Genomic DNA, 19,513 nt, shown 5'->3' on the forward strand with positions numbered 1-19,513 from the left:
GAGAACCCCGATCCATGAGTCAGGAAGACCCCCTTGCGTGGGCGCGCGACTACTGCCCGATCCTCCGATCGTTCCAGGCCGACCACGGCGACGATCGACCCCTCGAGGACACCACGGTCGCGGTCGCGACCCACCTCGAAGCCAAAAGCGGCGTTCTGATCGAGACGCTTCACGCCGCGGGCGCGGAGGTGCTGTTCGCGCCGAGCGAACCCCAGTCCACCCACGGCGACGTCGTCGATGCCCTCGACGCCGTCGACGGCATCACCGCGTTCGCGTGGGAGGGCATGAGCGACGAGGAGTTCGACGAACAGCAGCACGCGCTGTTGGAGGAGGAGCCGGACTTCATCCTCGACGACGGCTGTGAGCTCATTTCGAAGGTCCACGCCGAGCACCCGGACGTCGCCGAGACGGTCATCGGCGGCGGCGAGCAGACGACCGCGGGCGTGACGCGGGTCGAGGCGATGGAGGCGGAGGGGATCCTCCAGTTCCCGGTGTACACCGTGAACGACACGCCGATGAAACACTACTTCGACAACGTCCACGGGACGGGCGAGTCGGCGCTCACGAACGTCGCGATGACGACGAACACCATCCTCTCGGGGAAGGACGTCGTCGTCGCCGGCTACGGCTACTGCGGCCGCGGGGTCGCCCGGAAGGCCCGCGGGATGGGCGCACAGACGATCGTCACCGAGGTCGACCCGCGGAAGGCGCTGGAGGCCCACATGGACGGCCACCGCGTGATGTCGATGGGCGAGGCCGCGTCGGCCGGCGACCTCTTCATCACGACGACGGGCAACCGCGACGTGATCCGCGAGGAGCACTTCGAGGCGATGGCCGACGGCGCACAGGTGGCGAACGCCGGCCACTTCGACGTAGAGATCGTCGTCGACGACCTCGCGGGCCTCGCCGAGGAGGTCACCGAGCCGAAGGCCGGTATCACTCGGTACCACCTCGCCGACGGACGACGGATCAACGTCCTCGCCGACGGCCGCCTCGTGAACCTCACCGGCCCGTACAGTCAGGGCCACCCGGCCGAGGTCATCGACATGACCCACTCGATGATGTTCATCGCCGCCTACGACCTGATAGTCGAGAACACCGACCTCGAGCCCGGCGCGTACGCGATCCCGGACCGGCTCGACCGCGCGGTGGCCGAGCGTAAACTCGAGACCCTGGACGTCGAGATCGACGGGCTCACCGAGAGCCAGCGGGAGTACATGACCGACTGGGAGCACGAGGAGAGCGCGTTCTAGCGCCGGTCACGGCTCCGTGCGGTTTCGTACGGGGTACGTTCCTCGCGCGACGCTGCCCGTTTTTAAACATCGCCGTCGAGCGGCGTCACTGAAAAGGGGTCGACGAGACGGCGGCTCGGCGAGGCGGCAGCTCGGCAGGGCGGCGAGGCGGCAGCTCGGCAGGGCGATAGCTCTGCGGGGCGGCGGGGCGACGGCTCGGCGGGGCGACGGCTCGGCGGGGCGGCGGCTCGATGGAGTGGCTGCTCGACGGAACGGTCAGGTCGAACAGACGTCGTGGAGGTCCGACAGCGAGTCGATCTCCCACGTCGGCCACACGTTCAGGTCCCAGTCGTCGCGGTGGGGGCGGCGGATGAACGCCGAGTCGATGCCGGCGTTGTGTGCCGCCTCGATGTCGGACTCGTTGTCGCCGACGAACAGCGCCTCGTCGGCGTCGAGGTCCGCGAGCGCACACTCGATGTAGTGGGGGTTCGGCTTTCGGAGCTGGAGGCTGTGGATCGTCGGCTCACGGCCGTACGCCGCGCCGAACCGCTCGAAGCCGTCGAAGTGGTCGACGAGGAAGTCCACCGTCTCCTGTTGGTTCGAGGAGACGATCCCCATCTCGACGTCGAGGTCCGCCAGCTCGTGGAGGTCGTCGTAGGGCGTCTTGCGCCCCTCGCGAGCCTCCACCTGCTGGGCCTTCGAGACGGTGCTGTCCCGGGTTCGCCAGAACGTTCCCGGGTCGAGGTCGTACGTCTGACAGACGGTCCCCACGCTGCCTGGGGTCGCGCCGATGGTCATTCGCTCTACGTCGTTTGGGTCCGGGTCGGCCACGCCGAGCTCCTCGAACGTCTCCCGGGTCGCCTCCCGGAGGACGTCGAACCGCGTGCGGCCGACGAGGACACCGTCGTTGTCGAATACGACGGTATCGTACGTCATACAGGCCGTTCACGCCGGATATTTAAAAGCGTTTCACCCGTCGGGTCCGCGAGCCGTCGTTTGACGCGTGTGAAGCCGCGACGACATCGGATTCCGGGCCCGAAAACGCCGTTTTCAGGTGCCATGTGTTCATTGGTCATGGATACTCTTGCCAAGAAGACTTATATACTACCATCCACTAACCCTTGGTGAAGGAAACCCCGGCGGCGGCGATACGTTTTCACCCTTCTCGTCGCGCGCCACCCTCCATTCACCATGAGTTCACCACGATTCCGTGCCCACGAGCACGACGAGACCGACGAGAACCGACGCGGCGAGCGGCGCGACCGTACCGAGCGGCGTGACCGTACCGAGCGGAACGCCGACACCGAGCGCGACGCCGAACACGGCGCCGAGGCGGACGAGCGAGCGCTCGTCTGTCCCGAGTGTGAGGGCCACCTCGACCGGGACGGCTCGGAGACGATCTGTGCGGATTGCGGGCTCGTCGTCGACGCCGACGCGATCGACCGCGGGCCGGAGTGGCGCGCGTTCGACAGCGCCGAGCGCGACTCGAAGTCGCGCGTCGGCGCGCCGACGACGAACATGATGCACGACAAGGGGCTGTCGACGAACATCGGCTGGCAGAACACCGACGGCTACGGCAAGTCGCTGTCGAGCAGTCAACGCCAGCGGATGCAGCGGCTCCGGACGTGGAACGAACGGTTCCGCACGCGCGACTCGAAGGAGCGCAACCTCAAGCAGGCGCTCGGCGAGATCGACCGCATGGCCAGCGCCCTCGGCCTGCCGGACAACGTCCGCGAGACCGCCTCGGTCATCTACCGCCGCGCGCTCGACGAGGACCTCCTGCCCGGCCGGTCGATCGAGGGGATCGCCACGGCGAGCCTGCACGCCGCCGCGCGGATGGAGGCCGTCCCCCGATCGATCGACGAGGTGGCACACGTCTCGCGGGTCGACCAGGAGGAGTTCAAGCGGGCGTACCGCTACCTCAACAGGGAGCTGAAACTGGAGATCCGGCCCGCCGACCCCGAGAGCTACCTCCCGCGGTTCGCGAGCGATCTCGGCGTTCCCGACGGCACCGAGCGTCTCGCCCGGGAACTGCTCCGGGAGGCGAAACGCCGGAACGTCCACAGCGGGAAGTCGCCCGTGGGCCTCGCGGCCGCAGCGCTGTACGCCGCCGGCCGGCTCACGAACATCGACCTCACGCAGAGCCGGGTGAGCGAGGCCACCGGCATGAGCGAGGTGACGATCCGGAACCGCTACCAGGAGCTGCTGGAGGCGCAGGAGTCGACGTTCCCCGGCCGCGAACGCGGCGAGGGGAGCGCGGACGACGCGTCCGCGGCAGCCTGAGAGCCGCGAATCGCCGCGACACCGCCCGACACCGCCGCCGATCAGCGGGTGCTGAGCTCGTCTTTGTCCTTGATCACGCGGACGTCGCCCTCGCCCGAGGTCACCTCGTTGACGAGGTCGTACAGGTCGTTCTGAAGGCCGGCGGGGAACGTGAGCACGCCGACCCAGGAGCCGTCGTTCTGCCACTCCTCGCGCTCGAGGTCGCCGAACTCGCGCACCTTCGCCTGCCCGGGGCCGGCGTAGTCGGCGGGGAGCTGGACGGCCATCGTCACCTCCTCGAACCGGATCGGGATGACCGGTCGGAGCGCTTCGAGGGCGTCGTCGATCTGGCTCTCGACGCGCTCCATCGGGTCGACCTTGAACCCGGCCTCCTCCAGCGCGCGCTCGATCCGCTCCGGCGGGTGCGGGGAGTCGTCCATCTGCGGGTTGACGGCGTTACGCGTGATGGTGGTGACGAGCTGGTTGTACTTCCGTTCGAGCATCTGTGCGCGCTGCTCGGCGGTGATCTGGATCTCGCCGTCCGTCACGACCCGCGGGATTATCTCCAGCGGGTCCGTCGTCCCGAACACCGTCTCTAAGTCCTCCTCGGCGGGTCTGTCGCCCCGGGAGGCGTTCTCGAAGACGTCCTCGGCGGCGATCACGTCGGTCAGCTCGCCGTCGAACTCCCCGCGTTTCATCGCCAGCGCCGCGTCGGGGTCGATGAGGACCTCGAACCGCTCACCGTGTGACTCCAGTCGGGCCGTCACGGCCTCGTCGAGTGATATCATAGGGACAGCTACCGCCTCCGAGGTGAAAAAGCCTCCCGCACCCAGGCGTCCCCGAACACGCGCTCCGGCCGACCGCCAGGGCGCGGTGGCCGCCGACACACCCCGATGGCTGCCGACACACCCCGACGACCGGCCGCCACGCCCCGATCCCTCGTGTGGGTCGGACCGGCTACCCGGCTGCGGGGCGCTCGTCGTCCCACGCGGCTCGGCAGTCGTCGGTACAGAAGTGGCGGGACGCCACGCGGCCGTCCGCGACCCAGGTCACGGTCCGCCGGCCGGCACCGAACGCGGGCTCGCCACACGCCACACAGCGCGGCGCGGACTCCTCGTCGACGTCCGCTTCGAGGTCGGAGGTCGGATCAACCATACGCTCACTCCCGTTCCCGCGACACTTGAACCCGCGAAGCGCGGCAGTTCTGGCCGCGAGGCCGGTTGGGCGGGCTCTGACGACCGCGACCGCGACTACGGTCACGGTCGCCGATCGTCTCGCAGCGCCGGTCGGCGCGGAAGGACGGGTAGGGCTACTCGGGGGTCGACGCAGAAGGACGGGTGGCGCTGCTCGCCGCTCAGTCCCGGTCCGCGTCAGGGTGGGAAACGTCGATCTCCGCGTCGGCGGCCGGAGCCGACAGGGTCCGCTCGCGGCCGTCCGGCCACCGGACCGTGACGCGGGTCGGCGTCGCCCCGCCCAGGCCGAAGTGGGCGACCGGCTCGGTCTGACAGAGGTAGCCGCTCCCGGCGTCGATCACCCGCCGCTGGACGCTGCGGTCGGTTTCGAGCCGGACGATCGCTCCCCGCGCGGGGGCTCCGTGACGGGTCGTCGGCCGGATCCGGAGCCAGCCCGCCGCCGCCGCGCCGTCGACCCCGTGGACGGTGATCGGCTGTGCCGCCACCTCCCCGTGGACGACGAGCAGTTCGAGCGCGCCGTCGCCGTCGAGGTCGGCCGCCACCGCCCCGGTCCCGAAGCCGTCGGGTTCGGCGGCGGACCCCGCGTCGGCCTCGACCCACCGCGGGGGGCCGTCCCCGTCGTCCGGGTTCGCGCGGGCGAACAGTCGGTTCCGTTCCCCCAGGGCGTTACAGAACAGCTCCTCGCGGCCGTCGTTGTCGAAGTCGGCCGCGACGACCGACCGAACGCTCCCGGCGGCCGCGAGTCCCGGCGGCGCGACATCCCGATGTCGTCCGTCCGCGCCGCGCCGGCAGAGCCGGCTCTCGCCCTCCCAGTTCCCCAACGCGACCGCGAATCGGCCCCCTTCGTCGACGAGCGTCACGCCGCGGGTGTCGCCCGCGGGGTCCGCGAGGGCCGGGTCGACGTCGGCGCGGACGTAGTGGCCCCCGTCGTTGCGGTACACGCGGTTCGGGCCGTGCTCGACGCCGACGAACAGATCGATCCCCTCGGAGACGACGGGGCCGGGCAGCAGCGACCGGCACGCCCCGTCGATCGCGAGCCCGACGTCCGCGGCCATGTCGGACACCTCGCCGTCCTCGCCGAGCTCGTAGAAGGCGACCGGCGCGCCGTAGCTGGCGATCGCGACCCCGTAGCGACCGGTGCCGAACCGGTCCAGCGCCGCGACCGACCGACCCGCCCGAAAGTTCAGCCGGTCGGCGTTGACGCCGAGCGCGAACGCGTCGGTCCACCGGTAGCGTTCGGACTCGAGGCGGTCCAAGAGCAGGTCCGAATCGCCGGTGAGCCCCGCGTAGCTCGCGCAGTTGTGGACGTACACCTCCTCGCAGCCGTCGGCGTCGACGTCGGCCGCACAGACGCCCATCCCGTGGCGGTCGCCGTCGGCGACGATGCCGCAGGCCGTGTCGACGTACCGGTCGCCGTCGCGGGCGTACAGCCGGTTCGGCTCGCCGTAGCCGGCGACGAAGACGAGCGGTCCGTCCCGTCCCGGCGTCACGGCGACGCCGTACCCCCGAACCGGGTCCTCATCGGTAAGGAGGGTGGAACGGTCGCGAAACATGCTCTCCCCTCACCGCTCGGGACTTAAGAACACACGGGTCGGGGCGAGCGGGGTCGCGGCCCCGGCGCGCTCGACCGCGAGGTTGGCACGACGACTCGGTCAGTCGACGAGCGTCTCCGCCAGCAGCTGGAGCGGGTGTTCGATCTCGTAGCCGGTGCCGTGTTCCATCTGCATCGCGCAGGTCGGACACTCCGTCATCCCGACCTCCCCCTCGGCGTCCTCCATGTGATCAAACATCTCCGCGCCGATCGCCATCGACGTCTCGTACTTCTCCTTCTTCCAGCCGTACGTCCCCGAGATCCCCGAACAGGAGTCGCCGACGTCCTCCATCGTCACGCCGTCGACGTCGCGGAACGTCTCCACCGCCTGCCGGGCGAGCCCCTGGTTGCGCGCGTGACACGGCGCGTGGTACGCGAACGCGCGCTCCTCGTCGAGCCCCCCCGCCGCGAGCGCTCCGGTCAGGTCCTCGTGGATCCGGAGGTACTCCATCGCCTCGAAGGTGTGCTCCGCGACGTCCTCGATCCCGTGGATGTCGAACAGCTCAGGGTACTCCTGGCGGAGCGACATCGAACAGGACGTACACGACGCGATCACGTCCGCCCCGTCGCCGATGGCGGCGATCAGGTTCTCGACGTTCGTCTCCGCGTGTCGGCGTGCGTCCGACAGCATCCCGTTCGCGAACATCGGCGTCCCCGAACACTTCTGTGGCGGCACCATGACCTCGTAGCCGAAGTGCTCGTAGACGCGGACCATCGCCTTGCCGACCTCCGGCGTGTTGTAGTTCGAGTAACAGCCGTGGAAGTACGCGACTCGCTTGTCGGGGTCGGACACCTGTGCGCCGCCGCGTTCGCCCCACCACTCCCGGAACGTCTGCGTGGCGAACGGCGGGAACTCGCGGTCGCCCGCGATGCCGAGCACCTTCTCGCCGAGCCACATCGCGCCCGGCAGGCCGGCGGCGAAGTTGGCGAGCCGCGGGGTCTTGCTCGCGATGTTCGCGAAGAAGCGGTAGTTCGAGAGGATCCGGTTCCGGACGTACTCCCGCGAGAGTTTGTCCATCTGCTCGTCGACGTACTGGCCGCGCGCCTCGTTGTGCATCTGTGAGAGCGGCACCGACGACGGGCAGGCGTCGTCACAGCGCATGCAGTTCGAACACGACGTGATCGAGTCGTCGATGTCGGCGTCGTCCTTGCGCTTGAGCCGCCACTGCTCTGGCCCCTGGAACTTCGGCCCCGGGAACTCGTCGTCGACCGCGGCGACCGGACAGGAGGTGTCACAGCTCGTGCATTTATAACAGGAGTCCGCGCCCTCGCGGAGGTCGAGGTCGCCGCCGGCGAACACGTCGACCGGGTCGTACGCGTCGGGGTCGAGCTCGACGGAGTCGGTCCCTCCCGTCGCGCTCTCGACGCCGCCGTCGGTCAGGCGCTCCCCCGACCTGTCCGTGTTCGAGACGGCCGAAGCGTCCGTCTCGTCACCCTCCGCACCGGCAACCACCTCGTCACCCTCCGCACCGGCAACCGTCTCGTCCCCCTCCGCGCCGGCGTCCGGCACGAACACCGAGGGCTGCTCGTCGCGCCCGACCCGGGGGACGCCCGGTTCCGGGGACCTCGTGTCGCCCGTGTCGTCGCCGGTCGCGTCTTGCCCGTCCGATCCGCCCGTTCCGTCGTCGCCCGTGTCTCGTGTCATTGTGATGCCTCCGTCGCTGCGTCCGTCGTCTCCGCTCCCGCCGCCGTCCGCGCCGCCTCGACGCCGGCCACGACGCCGGTCGCGAGCGAGACGCCGCTCGCCGACTTCTCCCGCGCCACGTCCGCGCCGCCGACCACCGAGCCGGCCGCGAACACGTTCCCGTACTGGACCTCACCGGCCGCGTCGAGCGGTTGGGCCCGCCCGTTCGGTCGGACCCCGAACCGGGCGTACGGCTGCTCGCCGAAGGCGTCGTCGACGAACCACTCGTAGCGGTCGTCCGGGTGCGGGACGTGCAGGTCGAACGCCGGCTCCCGTACGCCCTCGCGGTCCGACTCGATCCCTTTCCCGACCAGCCCGCCGGTCGCCACCACGAACGCGTCCGCGGCGTAGGGCACCTCGCGGCCCTTCCGGCTCACGGTCACCGAGTCGACGCGACCGTCCGCGGCGGTCTCGACGCCGACGACGGGGTTGCCCGTCTCGAAGCGCACGCCCTCGCGGTCGAGCGCGTCGTACAGCCGGTCCTCCAGCCGGAGCCCGGGGAGGCTCGGCGGCCCCATCGGGACCTCGAAGACGTCCGCGCCGAGCCGGTCGGCGAGGTCAGCGCGGACCTCCGCGGCGTGGTCGTCGCCGAGGAACGCCGGGAAGCCGACGCGGGCGACCCGGTCGACGCCACCGTCCCCGTCGACGATGTCGTGGAGGTGGGGCGCGACCGCCTTCGAGAGCGCCTCGCGAGCGGGAGTGCCGTCGATCGGCTCGTCGGCGTCCAGCGCCCTCGCCGTCCGCGTGATCTTCGCGTCCGCGCGGAACGCCTCGGCGAACTCCACCTCGACGCCCGCGACCGGGAACGGGACGCCGGCCGCGGTGAGCCGGTCCGCGAACGCCCGGGCGTCGTACTCGGTGAGCGACCGGAAGCCGACGATCAGCGTCGGCGTGTCGTCGCTGGCCAGCCCGGCGGCCGCAGCCCTGGGGTACCGCGCCGTCGGCTTCACGCTCCCGCCGAACGTCGGCACGAGCGCGTTGCGGTCGGTGTGGGACCCGCCGTAGGCGTCGCCCACGAGATCGTCGAACAGCGCGAGGCCGTCGCGGAGGGCGTCGGCCCCGAGCACCCGATACGGGTGGTCCGCGGGGAGCCGGTCGATCGCCGCGAATGGGTCGGCGAGCGGGCCGTCCGGGTCGGGCCACTCGTCGGGGTCGACCCCCCGCCCCGCGGTCGGCGGTCCCTCCCGAAGCGCTTTCGCGGGCTCCGTCGGCGGGACGTAGCCGAGCGCGTCGATCAGCCCGGAGGCCTGCCGGAGGGTGCTCGCCTTGTACGACACCAGCCGGACGTCCGCGCCCTCGCGGGCCGCGGCGACCGCCGCCGTGATCCCCGCGAGCCCGCCGCCCGCGACCAACACGTCGCTATCGATCGCCATCGACACCCCCGTCGGTGGCGGCGGTGCCGTCCGGTGACCCCGTCCCCGACGCGGCGTCGGTCCCCGGGCCGGCGTCGAACGCGTCGAACGCCACGTCGCCGTCGAGCCCGGCCGGGTCGCCGTCCCGGTTCATCGTCGTCGCGTGCAGCAGGTGATTCAGCATGGTCTGGGAGAGCTGTCGGCCCCACAGCGCGTGCCGCTGGCCCTTCCAACGCTCCTGGTACAGCTCGTCCTCGGCGTCGCGGACGACCGGTTCGGGGTACTGTTGAGCCAGCTCGGCGGCGATGCGGTGGGTACAGAAGCCGCCCTGACAGTTCCCCATCGACGCGCGCGTCCGGATGCGGACGGCGTTGAGGTCGGAGCCGGCGGCGTCGATCCCGTCCTGCACTTCCGCGCGCGTGACGCCTTCGCACTCGCAGACGACCGGGTTGGGGTCGGTTCCGTTCAACACGTCGTCGGCGCGGGAGCCGAGCCGCTGGACGGAGCGCCGACCGATCGGCGAGCGGACGCCGAACTCCTCCATGTAATCGCGGAGAACGCTGAAGTCATCGGAGCCCGGCAGTGGCGCCTCGGCGGTGTCACACGTCGCCTCGTGGTCGAGCTTCTCACAGACGTGGTCGGTGATCGACTCGGCCATCATCCGGTAGGTGGTGAGCTTGCCGCCGACGATGCTCGTCATTCCCGGCAGGTCGTCGCGTTCGTCGTGGTCGAGCAGGAAGTAGTCGCGCGTGATGTCCGTCGGATCGTCGGTCCCCGTCCCCGGGGGTTCATAAAGGGGGCGGACGCCCCAGAACGACCGGAGCGTGCGGGCCTCCTTGAGGACGGGGACGAGCTCGGAGAGCGTCTCGATCATCAGGTCGACCTCCCACTCCTCCTCGGGGTAGTCTTCGGGGTCCGTCACCTCCTCGTCGGTCGTCCCGAGGATGCAGGCGGTCTCGTGGGGCACGATGATGTCGGCGTCGCCCTTCGGGCGACAGCGGTTGATCGCGGTGTCGACCTGTCGGGTGTTCATCACCGTCATCACGCCCTTCGAGGGGCGGACCTCGACGTCGACGCCCGCCATGTCCCCGAGCTGGCCCGCCCACGCGCCGGTCGCGTTGACGACGTAGTCGGCGCGGATCTCCTCGCGCGTTCCCGGCTTCCGGTGGACTCGCTTGCCGGGGCCCGATCGGTGTTCCACCGCGACGCCGACGACCGCGCCGTCCTCGATGAGCACGTCGACGACCTCGGCGTGGGTCTCGATCCGCGCCCCGTGTTCGTGGGCGTCGGCGGCGTTCGCGACGCAGAGCCGGAAGGGATCGACGGCGGCGTCGGGGACGACGATCGCCTTCTCGACGTCGCGCGCGAGGTAGGGCTCCCGCCGACGGGCCTCCTCGCCGTCGATCACCTCGACGGGGATGTCGCACGCGCGACACCCCTCGAGCTTCTCCTGGAAGTACTCCTCGTCGTCCTCGGGGCGCTTGACGAACATGCCGCCCGTCTCCTCGACGCAGTGGCTCGCGATGTCTCGGAGCACGCGGTTCTCCTCGATGCACTCGCGGGCGCTCTTCCGGTCGGAGACGGCGTACCGGCCGCCGCTGTGTAAGAGCCCGTGCATCCGCCCGGTCGTCCCGTGGGTGAGGTTGCCCTTCTCGACGAGCACCGCGTCGAGCCCCCGCCTCGCCAGGTCCCTGACGACGCCGCAGCCGGTCGACCCCCCGCCGACCACGATGACGTCCGCCGCTTCGTTCATGACGTTCGCCGTTCGGGGGCGGCACACTTTACTTTACCTCTCGGTCCGGACCTCACGTAACTATCTGGATCGTTCAGAACGTATCCCCCTCGCCTCGGTCGGGTCATTCCGCTGATTTCCCATTAATCTCCCAATCAAAAACAGGAACATAACAGTAAGACTATTATGCTCTTCCATTATGTTCACGAATGGCGCGGTAGTGTCCGTAAAGATATGCCGTGGCGTCGTGGCTCGCGAGGCGCCGACCGGTCCCGCGGTCGGTCGGCGTCGGCCGGTCGACCGCTCGGCCGGCATTGGTCGGTCGATCGCTCGGCCGGTTAGGCGATCACTCGATCGGCCGCTCGGATCGGGCCGCGGCGCACCGTTGCGGCCGGCACACCGCCACAGGAGGGATCCAACACATGACACAGTACGTCGGCGCGATAGACCAGGGGACGACAGGCACACGGTTTATGGTGTTCGACCACAGCGGACAGGTGGTCGCGAACGCCTACGAGAAACACGAGCAGATCTATCCGGAGCCCGGCTGGGTCGAACACGACCCGATGGAGATCTGGGACAACACGAAGGGCGTCATCAACGAGGCGCTCTCGCGGGCCGACATCGGCCCGGACCAGCTCGCCGCGATCGGGGTGACGAACCAGCGCGAGACGACCGTGCTGTGGGACGCGGAGAGCGGACAGCCGGTACACAACGCCATCGTCTGGCAGGACCGCCGGACGACCGACCGCGTGGAGGATCTGAAGGACGACGACTGGGCGGGTCCGATCCGTGAGAAGACCGGCCTCGAGGTCGACGCCTACTTCTCGGCGACGAAGGCCGAGTGGCTGCTCGAGAACTCCGACCCGATCAAGCTCCAGCGGTCCCGTCCCGAGGACATCAAGGATCGTGCGGCCGACGGCGAGATCCTCTTCGGCACGATCGACACGTGGCTCATCTGGAAGCTGACGGGCAACCACATCACCGACGTGACGAACGCCTCCCGGACGATGCTGTACAACATCCGCGACGCGGAATGGGACGACGAGCTCCTCGAGGAGTTCGACGTCCCGGAGGCGATGCTGCCCGAGGTCCGTCCCTCCTCCGACGAGGAGACGTACGGCTCGACCGACGCGGACGGCTTCCTCGGCGAGGCCGTTCCCGTCGCCGGCGCGCTCGGCGACCAGCAGGCGGCGCTGTTCGGCCAGACCTGTTTCGACGCCGGCGACGCGAAGAACACCTACGGGACGGGGAGTTTCTTCCTCATGAACACCGGCGAGGAGGCCGTCTCCTCCGACCACGGCCTGCTCACGACGATCGGGTTCCAGCGCTCCGGCGAGCCGATCCAGTACGCCCTCGAGGGGGCGATCTTCGCCACCGGGGCCGCGATCGAGTGGCTCGAGGACGTCGAACTCATCGACAACGCGGCCCAGACCGAGGAGCTCGCGCGGGAGGTCGACTCCACGGACGGCGTCTACTTCGTCCCCGCGTTCACCGGGCTCGGCGCGCCCCATTGGGACCAGCGCGCCCGCGCGACGATCCTCGGGATGACTCGCGGCACCGAGAAGTCCCACCTCGTGCGGGCGACCCTCGAGTCCATCGCTTTCCAGACGCGCGACGTCACCGAGGCGATGGTTCAGGACGCGGACATCGACCTCACCAGCCTGCGCGTCGACGGCGGGGCGGTGAAGAACAACTTCCTCTGTCAGCTCCAGTCGAACATCATGGACACGGAGATCGTTCGCCCCGAAGTCGACGAGACCACCGCGCTCGGGTCCGCGTACGCGGCCGGGCTCGCCGTCGGCTACTGGGAGACGGTCGACGAGCTCCGCGACAACTGGCAGATCGACCGTGAGTTCACGCCCGACGACGACCGCGGGGACGTCGACCGGCGCTACGGTCGCTGGAGCGAGGCGGTCGAGCGCTCGAAGGACTGGGCCCGTGACGAGGAGGAGGAGTAGTACATGACCTCCGCAGTCGCGATGGCACTGTTAGCGAGCGGTGACGCGCTGACGCAGGCGTCCGGTTGGACCCCCGGGTCGCTCGACGCGATCCTCGACGTCCTCCTCGATCCGACGATCTGGCTCGGGGCGGCCGCGGGCGGGGCGTTCGGGGCCGCACTCGGCGCGCTCCCGGCGTTCGTCTTCACCGGGTTCCTCGTCATCGCCGGCGTCTTCGGCGGCGACGCGGCCGGCGGGGCCGGCGTCGACGTCGGCTTCGGTCCGGTGTTCGGTCCGCACATCTCCTTCGCCGGAGGTGCCGCGGCGGCAGCGTACGCCGCCAGCAAGGGCGACGTGGGATCCGGTTTCGACTACCACAACGCCAAGGACATCACCGTCGCGTTGGGGAGTCGACCGGACATCCTCGCCGTCGGTGCGGCCTTCGGCGTGTTCGGCATCCTGGTCGAACAGGTGCTCCGAAACGGCGCGTTCCCGACGGACCCGATCGCGTTCACCGTCGTCGCCAGCGCGATCGCCCACCGGGTCGTCTTCGGCTACTCGGTCATCGGCGTGGTCAGCGACAAGGCGAACGGCTACATGGACATGGGGCCGTTCGAGCGCGAGGAGATGCGCTCGGACGGGGAGGTCCCGGGCGACGGCGACAAGGACGGGACGGACCGTCTCGCCGTCGAGCCGTGGCTTCCGAACATGTACAAGTGGTCACACGTCGCGTCGATCGGGCTGGTCGCCGGGTTGGCCGGCGCGTACGCCGCGATCCAGACGGGGAGCCCGTTCCTCGGGTTCGGCATCAGCGCGGCGTCGCTGCTGTTCTTGAACCTCGGGATCGGGAAGATCCCGGTCACCCACCACATGACGCTGCCGGCGGCGACGGCGTATCTCGCGACGGCCGGAACGGGATACAGCCCGATCACGGCGTTGGCGATAGCCGGGCTGTTCGGCGTGCTCGGTGCCCTCGTCGGCGAGGCGTTCCAGCGCGTCTTCTACGCCCACGGCGACACCCACGTGGACCCGCCCGCGGCCTCGATCGCGATCACCCACACGTTCATCGCGATCCTGTCGATCCTCGGGATCCTCGGGTCGGCCGTGTGGGTTCCCGGGGCGGTCTAACGCCCACCTGCGGCGAGGACTTTTTCAGGCGGCCGGCAGCCACGACGCGAGAACGACGTACACCACCCCACCGGAGATGACCCCGACACCGACCGCAGCGAGGAACCCGTGACCGAACACGAACGCGGCGAGCGCGGCGAGCGCCAGGGCGACCAGCGCGAGGCCCGCCGCCCCGTGGTGATAGTTCCCGGTCAGCGGGTGGTCGTGGATCGCGGTCCGCTCCGCCTCGGGCACCCGGGTGCTCGCGTGGTACGGGACGTATATCCGCACGCCGATGGCCGCGGCCGCCGCGACGATCGATGCGAACTGCACGTCCCCCGCCGTTCGGCGAGCGAGCAGGAAGGCCGCGATCGCGACGCCGAGCGCGATCACCTTGCTCCACTTGTCGGCGGTCACGACCGACTCGTGGAATTCCTGGTTCGTCATGTCCACGCGGAGACCGCCGGGCGTGTTAAGTGTGTGGACGTCCCGGAGGCCCGCCCTCCGATCACCCGATCCCGTCCGCTGCCCGTCCGTGCCTGTCCGCAGCCTATCCGTACCCGTCCGCTACCCACACGTACCGGACGTCGACGCCGATCGGCCCGCCAGACCCGATCCACCCGCCCGACCCGATCCGCCTGCCGGACCCGAGTCCGCCCGACCCGCTGCGGGGTGGTTTTACAACCCCGGGCGACGATCGGCGGCCATGGCGATCCTGGGGCTCAACAGGCGGGACGGACGGAACCTGATCGTGGTGATGCTCGTCGTCACGGTCGTCATGGCGGTCCTCGCGGAGGGGTCGGCCGGGATCCGGCTCCTGGCCGGCGTGCTCGCCGGCCTCATCAGCGCCGGCTTCTTCGTCGTCTCGACGCTCCTGATCAACCGGTACAAGCCCGACCACTGGTAAGGGCCGGGACGGGTGGGCTGTGCCCCTCCGTCGCCGATGACGATAGTTCGGGCCGGTTTTATACCACCCTTCCGGAGGGTGCAACGTGAACATCGACGACCGGATCGAGCGGCGACTCGGGTACGACGCCAGCGCGGGCGTCGTCGTCGACCCCGACGCCGTCTCCCCCGTCACCCACCCGCCCTCGCCGACGGGTCGCGGGCCCGACCTGGAGCGACTGCTCGACGTCCTCGACCCTGCCTTTGCCGGAGCGCTCCCGCCGAGCATCTACGTCCACGGGCCCAAAGGGAGCGGGAAATCCGCGATCATCTCCGCGCTCTTCGGCCGCCTGTCGACGTACGGCGGGCGGCGACAGTCGATCCAGACGTCGACCCGCGCCGTCGACCCGACCCTCCCGGAGTTCGTCCACGTCGACACCCGGCGCGCCGCCACGCGCTTCCGTCTCTACCACGACACACTGGCGGCGGTCAGCGACGAGCGAGTCCCCGACCACGGGATCGGGACCGCGGACCTCGCGGCGGAGCTCGAGGCGACGGTCCGCACGGGCACGGACGTCGTCGTCGCGCTCGACCACGCGAACGAACCGGAGACCCCCGACGTCCCGACGCTCGTGGAGTGGCTCTCCGACGTGACGGACCGGCTCGTACCGGTCTGTCTCGGCCGCGAGCCGCCCGACTCGATAGACTGGCGTCCCGAGGTGACCATCGGGTTCGACCGGTACCGGCACCACGTGCTCGTCGAGGTGTTGACGACCCGGACCTCGGCCGGGCTCGTCCGCAACGCGCTCACCCACGAACAGATCCGGGACGTCTCCGAGTGGGCGGCGGGCGACGCCCACGACGCGCTGGCCGCCATCACGGGGGCCGCCTGGCACGCCGAGCGCGCCGGGGCCACGACGATCCGCCCCGCGGACCTCGACGCGGGCATCGCGGGGGTGCCGAAACCCTGCGTCTCGCTCGGGCGGGTGCTGGCGCTGTCGGACAGCCGACAGCGGCTGCTGTACGAGCTCGTGAGCCTCTCCGAGGCGGATCGCGAGTCGGTCAACGCGGCCACCGAGGCGATCGCCAGCACGGGGGACGTCGACCTGTCCGCGTCGACGGTGCGTCGGGTCCTGTACGAGCTCGCCGACGCGGGGCTGCTCGACCGGGTAACCGTCGAGCGCTCCGACGGGAAGGGTCGGCCGCCGAGCCGGCTCGTCCCGCGGTTCCCGACGCTCGTGTTCAAGGAGCTGTTCGAGCGTCGCTGAGGCGACCCGCCGACGCGGACCGGAGCGCAAGACAGTTCCCACGTCGCCTCCTGGGTTCGGCCGATGGTTCCACCCCTCGTCCTCGACATCGACGGGACCCTGACGACCCCCGACCACCGGGTCGACCCGCGCGTGTTCGAGCTGCTGCCCGGCTGGGACGCGCCGGTCGTGCTCGCGACCGGGAAGGCGTTCCCGTACCCCGTCGCGCTCGCCGAGTTCCTCGGCCGTGACCACCTCGTCATCGCCGAGAACGGCGGCGTGATCTACGACGGCGTGGAGACGACGATCGACGGCGATCCGGACCGGTGTTGGGCGGTCGTCGAGGCGTTCCTCGAGCGCGGCGGCGATCTCGGGTGGGGCGGCGACGACACGGTCAACCGCTGGCGGGAGACGGAGGTCGCCCTCTCGATCGACGTCGACGAGCGGCTCCTCCGGGAGGTCGCCGCGGAGTTCGGCCCGGGGGTCGAGGTCGTCGACACGGGCTACGCGTACCACGTCAAGTCGCCGGACGTGTCGAAGGGGGCGGCCCTCGAGACCCTCGCCGACTCGATCGGGCTGTCCCCGGCGTCGTTCGTCGCCGTCGGCGACAGCGAGAACGACGTGTCGACGTTCGAGCGGGCGGGCAAGTCGTACGCGGTCGCTAACGCGGACGACGCGGCGAGCGGGGCGGCCGACCACGTCCTCGATCGGGGCTACATGGACGGCACGGCGGCCGCCCTCGAGGCGCTCCGCGACGGGGTGTCGCCCGTCTGAACCTGTCGGGCGGGCCCGCGATCGATCCGAGCCGGAACGATGAAACCGGGACGACGAACGGGTCCGGAACGACGAACGGGTCCGGGACGACGAAACGGACAGATACCTACGGGCCGTACCCTCGGTCGTGTACGCCGGACTCACGAACACCCCGTGTTGTCTCTGCGGTCGCGAGGAGACGTCCACCCGGATCGCCGTCCCGCCGCGGGCACTCACGCTGCTGCGGAACGGCGAGCCGATCGCCTGGCGTGACGTCGTCGGCCCGGTCACCATCCGGTTCTGTGCGGACGACTGGTCGGTGGTTCGCGACCTCGCGATCCGGATGGACACCCATCCGCTCTCGCGCTGTAACGCGGCGTACGCCTCGTTCGACCTCCGTGAGGACCACGAGGCGTTGTTGAGCGCGACGAAGGAGGCGACGGACCAGACGGCACTCGAGGAGCGGCTCGCGTCGCGGGCGACCGAGACGCTCGATGCGGTCGACGACCCTTATACCGAAGAGCGGGACGTCGTCGAGGCGATCGTGGTCCTGCGCGCGCTCGAGGAACTCGGTGTGTGGGACGCGGACGCCCCCGCCGACGCGGGTCGATAACTCCGCCCCGCCGACGTGGGTCGGTGAGCCCGCCTCACCGACGGATCTCGAACCCGTCGATCCCCTCCGGATCGCCGTACTCGACGTCGACCGCGTCGACCTCGGCCGCCGGGCTCCCCGTCTCGCACCACTCGACCATGTCACGGACGGCCCCCTCAGGCCCCTCGAACGTCGCCTCCACGCGCCCGTCGTCGAGGTTTCGGACCCAGCCGTCGACGCCCGCCTCGCGCGCGGCGTCCCGAGTCGTCGCTCGATAGAAGACGCCCTGAACGGTTCCGGAGACGAACACGTGCGCACGGACTCGATCGGTCATCGATCCCCGATCCGGCCGCCGGTCGCTTAAAAACCACGGGACGGGGACGCCGGTCGTCGCCGGTTCCGGGCCGCCGACGCGACGAGGTCCACCGCCGGTGGCCCGGGACCGACGGCTACTAACTCCCCGCGCTCGACGCGCCACGTATGGACCTGTTCGGAACGGCCGGTATCCGCGGCGGCGTCGACGACCGGGTAACCCCCGACCTCGCGCTCGCGGTCGGCCGCGCGGTGGCGGCTGAGATCCGTGAACCGAGCGTCGAGACGACGGGGGGTACCCCCGCGTCCGAGGGGACTCCCGAGGTCGTCGTCGCTCGCGACGGCCGCGTGACCGGCCCGGCGATCGCCGCCGCGATGGAGGCGGGCCTCTCCTCGGGCGGCGTCCGCGTCCGTCGGGCGGGACAGCTCCCGACGCCGGGGCTCGCGTACGCCTCCCGCGGCCGCTACGGGGTCGCGCTGACGGCCTCGCACAACCCGCCCGCGGACAACGGCATCAAGCTGTTCCGCGACGGGACGGAGTTCGGCGACGACCTCGAGGCGGCCGTCGAGGAGCGCGTCGCGGACGACCCCGAACCAATGCCGTGGGACGAGTGGACCGGATCGACCCGGATCGACCCGCTGGACGGCTACCTCGACGCCGTCGTCGCGTACGCGGAGGACTTCGGCGCGGACCTCGACGGGCTCCGCGTCGCCGTCGACTGCGGCAACGGTATGGCCGCGCCGGCGACGCCGACGGTCCTCCGCGAGCTCGGCGCGACCGTCGTCACCCTCAACGGGAACGTCGACGGTCACTTCCCCGGGCGCGGGAGCAAGCCGACCCCCGAAACGCTGCGGGACCTCCGCGCGTTCGTCGCGGACGCCAACGAAGGGGTCGACGAGCCCGGCCGGGGCGGCGACGGGTTCGCCTTCGGGATCGGTCACGACGGCGACGCCGACCGGATCGTCGTGATCGACGCGGACGGCGAGGTCGTCCACGAGGACACGGTGCTGGCGGTGCTCGCGGAGGCGTACACCCGCCGGAGCGACGCCGCCGACCCCGTGGTCGTGACCACGCCGAACGCCTCCGGCCGCATCGACGAGCGCGTCACCGCGGCCGGCGGTCGCGTCGAGCGGGTCCGGCTGGGGGCCCTCCACGAGGGGATCGCCGCGGTCCGGGCCGAAGCGGACGACGGCGGGACCGACGTCGCGTTCGCCGCGGAGCCGTGGAAACACGTCCACGTCCCCTTCGGCGGCTGGATCGACGGCGTCTGTTCGGCGGCCGTCATCGCCCGGCTGGTCGCCGCCGAAGGGCTCGGGGCCCTCCGTGACCCCGTCACCGAACGACCGTACCGGAAGGTCAGCATCGACTGTCCGGACGACCGGAAGGAGGCGGCGATGGCGCGGCTCGAAACGGCGCTGCAGGAGGCGTTTCCCGACGCGTCCGTCGACACCGATCACGGGGTCAGACTGGGATTCCCGGACGCGTCGTGGACGCTGGTTCGACCGTCGGGGACCGAGGCGTACGTCCGGGTGTACGCCGAGAGCGACGCCGTCGACGATCTCGTCGCGACCGTCCGGTCGGTCGTCGAGGCGGCGATCGCGGACGCATAACGGGAGCGGCGGCCGGCCGG

18 protein-coding genes are annotated in these 19,513 nt (G+C 70.6%); 9 read left to right on the plus strand and 9 right to left on the minus strand.

From position 1 onward, the window contains the following. The first annotated feature begins 14 nt into the window (after positions 1–14). Positions 15–1,253, plus strand: a complete 1,239-nt coding sequence (locus GRS48_RS05990; RefSeq protein WP_159484538.1) for an adenosylhomocysteinase — start codon at positions 15–17, stop codon at positions 1,251–1,253. 255 nt (positions 1,254–1,508) lie between these two features. Here GRS48_RS05990 and GRS48_RS05995 read toward each other — a convergent pair whose 3' ends face one another. Next, the gene (locus GRS48_RS05995) at positions 1,509–2,168 is read right to left on the minus strand and encodes an HAD family hydrolase (RefSeq protein ID WP_159484540.1); all 660 of its coding nucleotides are present in this window, start codon (positions 2,166–2,168) and stop codon (positions 1,509–1,511) included. 255 nt (positions 2,169–2,423) lie between these two features. Here GRS48_RS05995 and GRS48_RS06000 point away from each other — a divergent pair, with 255 nt between their 5' ends. Then, entirely contained in the window at positions 2,424–3,515 is a 1,092-nt protein-coding gene (locus GRS48_RS06000; protein ID WP_159484542.1) for a transcription initiation factor IIB family protein, read from the plus strand. Between the two features lie 41 nt (positions 3,516–3,556). On the opposite strand, the gene GRS48_RS06005 is transcribed toward GRS48_RS06000, so the two are convergent. From GRS48_RS06005 to glpA, 6 genes are all read right to left on the minus strand, one after another. Next, positions 3,557–4,282, minus strand: coding sequence for a ribosome assembly factor SBDS (locus tag GRS48_RS06005; protein WP_159484544.1), 726 nt, complete (start codon positions 4,280–4,282; stop codon positions 3,557–3,559). A 169-nt stretch (positions 4,283–4,451) separates the two neighbouring features. Then, positions 4,452–4,649: a hypothetical protein gene (locus tag GRS48_RS06010; RefSeq protein WP_159484546.1), complete on the minus strand. Its 198-nt coding sequence runs from the start codon at positions 4,647–4,649 to the stop codon at positions 4,452–4,454. A 199-nt stretch (positions 4,650–4,848) separates the two neighbouring features. Then, positions 4,849–6,240, minus strand: coding sequence for a CRTAC1 family protein (locus tag GRS48_RS06015; protein ID WP_159484548.1), 1,392 nt, complete (start codon positions 6,238–6,240; stop codon positions 4,849–4,851). 99 nt (positions 6,241–6,339) lie between these two features. Then, a complete protein-coding gene (locus GRS48_RS06020; RefSeq protein WP_159484550.1) occupies positions 6,340–7,923 on the minus strand; it encodes an anaerobic glycerol-3-phosphate dehydrogenase subunit C in 1,584 nt (527 codons plus the stop codon). After that, a complete protein-coding gene (gene glpB / locus GRS48_RS06025; RefSeq protein ID WP_159484552.1) occupies positions 7,920–9,335 on the minus strand; it encodes a glycerol-3-phosphate dehydrogenase subunit GlpB in 1,416 nt (471 codons plus the stop codon). The genes GRS48_RS06020 and glpB overlap by 4 nt, the downstream gene beginning before the upstream one ends. Beyond that, entirely contained in the window at positions 9,322–11,067 is a 1,746-nt protein-coding gene (glpA, locus tag GRS48_RS06030) for an anaerobic glycerol-3-phosphate dehydrogenase subunit GlpA (protein WP_159484554.1), read from the minus strand. Before glpA ends, glpB begins: the two co-directional genes overlap by 14 nt. A gap of 401 nt (positions 11,068–11,468) precedes the next feature. Here glpA and glpK point away from each other — a divergent pair, with 401 nt between their 5' ends. After that, positions 11,469–13,007 (plus strand): glycerol kinase GlpK, encoded by a 1,539-nt coding sequence (glpK, locus tag GRS48_RS06035; protein ID WP_159484556.1) that lies wholly within the window; start codon positions 11,469–11,471, stop codon positions 13,005–13,007. A gap of 3 nt (positions 13,008–13,010) precedes the next feature. Then, a complete protein-coding gene (locus GRS48_RS06040; protein ID WP_235028008.1) occupies positions 13,011–14,114 on the plus strand; it encodes a hypothetical protein in 1,104 nt (367 codons plus the stop codon). A 24-nt stretch (positions 14,115–14,138) separates the two neighbouring features. Here GRS48_RS06040 and GRS48_RS06045 read toward each other — a convergent pair whose 3' ends face one another. Beyond that, complete coding sequence (locus tag GRS48_RS06045; RefSeq protein WP_159484558.1) at positions 14,139–14,540, minus strand: hypothetical protein; 402 nt, start codon at positions 14,538–14,540, stop codon at positions 14,139–14,141. A gap of 259 nt (positions 14,541–14,799) precedes the next feature. On the opposite strand from GRS48_RS06045, the gene GRS48_RS06050 reads away from it, so the two are divergent. From GRS48_RS06050 to GRS48_RS06065, 4 genes are all read left to right on the plus strand, one after another. Continuing rightward, positions 14,800–15,000 carry a hypothetical protein gene (locus GRS48_RS06050; protein ID WP_159484560.1) on the plus strand — a complete coding sequence of 67 codons (201 nt, stop codon included), beginning with the start codon at positions 14,800–14,802 and terminating at the stop codon, positions 14,998–15,000. An 85-nt stretch (positions 15,001–15,085) separates the two neighbouring features. Further along, the gene (locus GRS48_RS06055) at positions 15,086–16,246 is read left to right on the plus strand and encodes an AAA family ATPase (RefSeq protein ID WP_321168316.1); all 1,161 of its coding nucleotides are present in this window, start codon (positions 15,086–15,088) and stop codon (positions 16,244–16,246) included. Positions 16,247–16,309: 63 nt separating this feature from the next. Then, entirely contained in the window at positions 16,310–16,999 is a 690-nt protein-coding gene (locus tag GRS48_RS06060; protein WP_159484562.1) for an HAD-IIB family hydrolase, read from the plus strand. Positions 17,000–17,126: 127 nt separating this feature from the next. Then, positions 17,127–17,591 carry a hypothetical protein gene (locus tag GRS48_RS06065; protein ID WP_321168317.1) on the plus strand — a complete coding sequence of 155 codons (465 nt, stop codon included), beginning with the start codon at positions 17,127–17,129 and terminating at the stop codon, positions 17,589–17,591. A 34-nt stretch (positions 17,592–17,625) separates the two neighbouring features. Here GRS48_RS06065 and GRS48_RS06070 read toward each other — a convergent pair whose 3' ends face one another. Continuing rightward, on the minus strand, positions 17,626–17,904 hold the full coding sequence (locus GRS48_RS06070) for an acylphosphatase (protein WP_159484564.1): 279 nt from the start codon (positions 17,902–17,904) through the stop codon (positions 17,626–17,628). 146 nt (positions 17,905–18,050) lie between these two features. On the opposite strand from GRS48_RS06070, the gene GRS48_RS06075 reads away from it, so the two are divergent. Next, a complete protein-coding gene (locus GRS48_RS06075; RefSeq protein WP_159484566.1) occupies positions 18,051–19,493 on the plus strand; it encodes a phosphomannomutase in 1,443 nt (480 codons plus the stop codon). Positions 19,494–19,513: the final 20 nt, after the last annotated feature.

This window comes from Halorubrum sp. JWXQ-INN 858, from assembly GCF_009806985.1.
Classification (GTDB): domain Archaea; phylum Halobacteriota; class Halobacteria; order Halobacteriales; family Haloferacaceae; genus Halorubrum.

Excerpts from the sequence above, each read along its gene's own strand:
- GRS48_RS05995 (WP_159484540.1), bottom strand. The coding sequence starts at position 2,168 with ATGACGTACGATACCGTCGTATTCGACAACGACGGTGTCCTCGTCGGC.
- GRS48_RS06070 (WP_159484564.1), bottom strand. The coding sequence starts at position 17,904 with ATGACCGATCGAGTCCGTGCGCACGTGTTCGTCTCCGGAACCGTTCAG.
- GRS48_RS06045 (WP_159484558.1), bottom strand. The coding sequence starts at position 14,540 with ATGACGAACCAGGAATTCCACGAGTCGGTCGTGACCGCCGACAAGTGG.
- GRS48_RS06050 (WP_159484560.1), top strand. The coding sequence starts at position 14,800 with ATGGCGATCCTGGGGCTCAACAGGCGGGACGGACGGAACCTGATCGTG.
- GRS48_RS06010 (WP_159484546.1), bottom strand. The coding sequence starts at position 4,649 with ATGGTTGATCCGACCTCCGACCTCGAAGCGGACGTCGACGAGGAGTCC.
- GRS48_RS06040 (WP_235028008.1), top strand. The coding sequence starts at position 13,011 with ATGACCTCCGCAGTCGCGATGGCACTGTTAGCGAGCGGTGACGCGCTG.
- glpA (WP_159484554.1), bottom strand. The coding sequence starts at position 11,067 with ATGAACGAAGCGGCGGACGTCATCGTGGTCGGCGGGGGGTCGACCGGC.
- GRS48_RS06015 (WP_159484548.1), bottom strand. The coding sequence starts at position 6,240 with ATGTTTCGCGACCGTTCCACCCTCCTTACCGATGAGGACCCGGTTCGG.
- GRS48_RS06000 (WP_159484542.1), top strand. The coding sequence starts at position 2,424 with ATGAGTTCACCACGATTCCGTGCCCACGAGCACGACGAGACCGACGAG.
- GRS48_RS06005 (WP_159484544.1), bottom strand. The coding sequence starts at position 4,282 with ATGATATCACTCGACGAGGCCGTGACGGCCCGACTGGAGTCACACGGT.
- GRS48_RS06075 (WP_159484566.1), top strand. The coding sequence starts at position 18,051 with ATGGACCTGTTCGGAACGGCCGGTATCCGCGGCGGCGTCGACGACCGG.
- GRS48_RS06020 (WP_159484550.1), bottom strand. The coding sequence starts at position 7,923 with ATGACACGAGACACGGGCGACGACGGAACGGGCGGATCGGACGGGCAA.
- GRS48_RS06060 (WP_159484562.1), top strand. The coding sequence starts at position 16,310 with ATGGTTCCACCCCTCGTCCTCGACATCGACGGGACCCTGACGACCCCC.
- GRS48_RS05990 (WP_159484538.1), top strand. The coding sequence starts at position 15 with ATGAGTCAGGAAGACCCCCTTGCGTGGGCGCGCGACTACTGCCCGATC.
- glpB (WP_159484552.1), bottom strand. The coding sequence starts at position 9,335 with ATGGCGATCGATAGCGACGTGTTGGTCGCGGGCGGCGGGCTCGCGGGG.
- glpK (WP_159484556.1), top strand. The coding sequence starts at position 11,469 with ATGACACAGTACGTCGGCGCGATAGACCAGGGGACGACAGGCACACGG.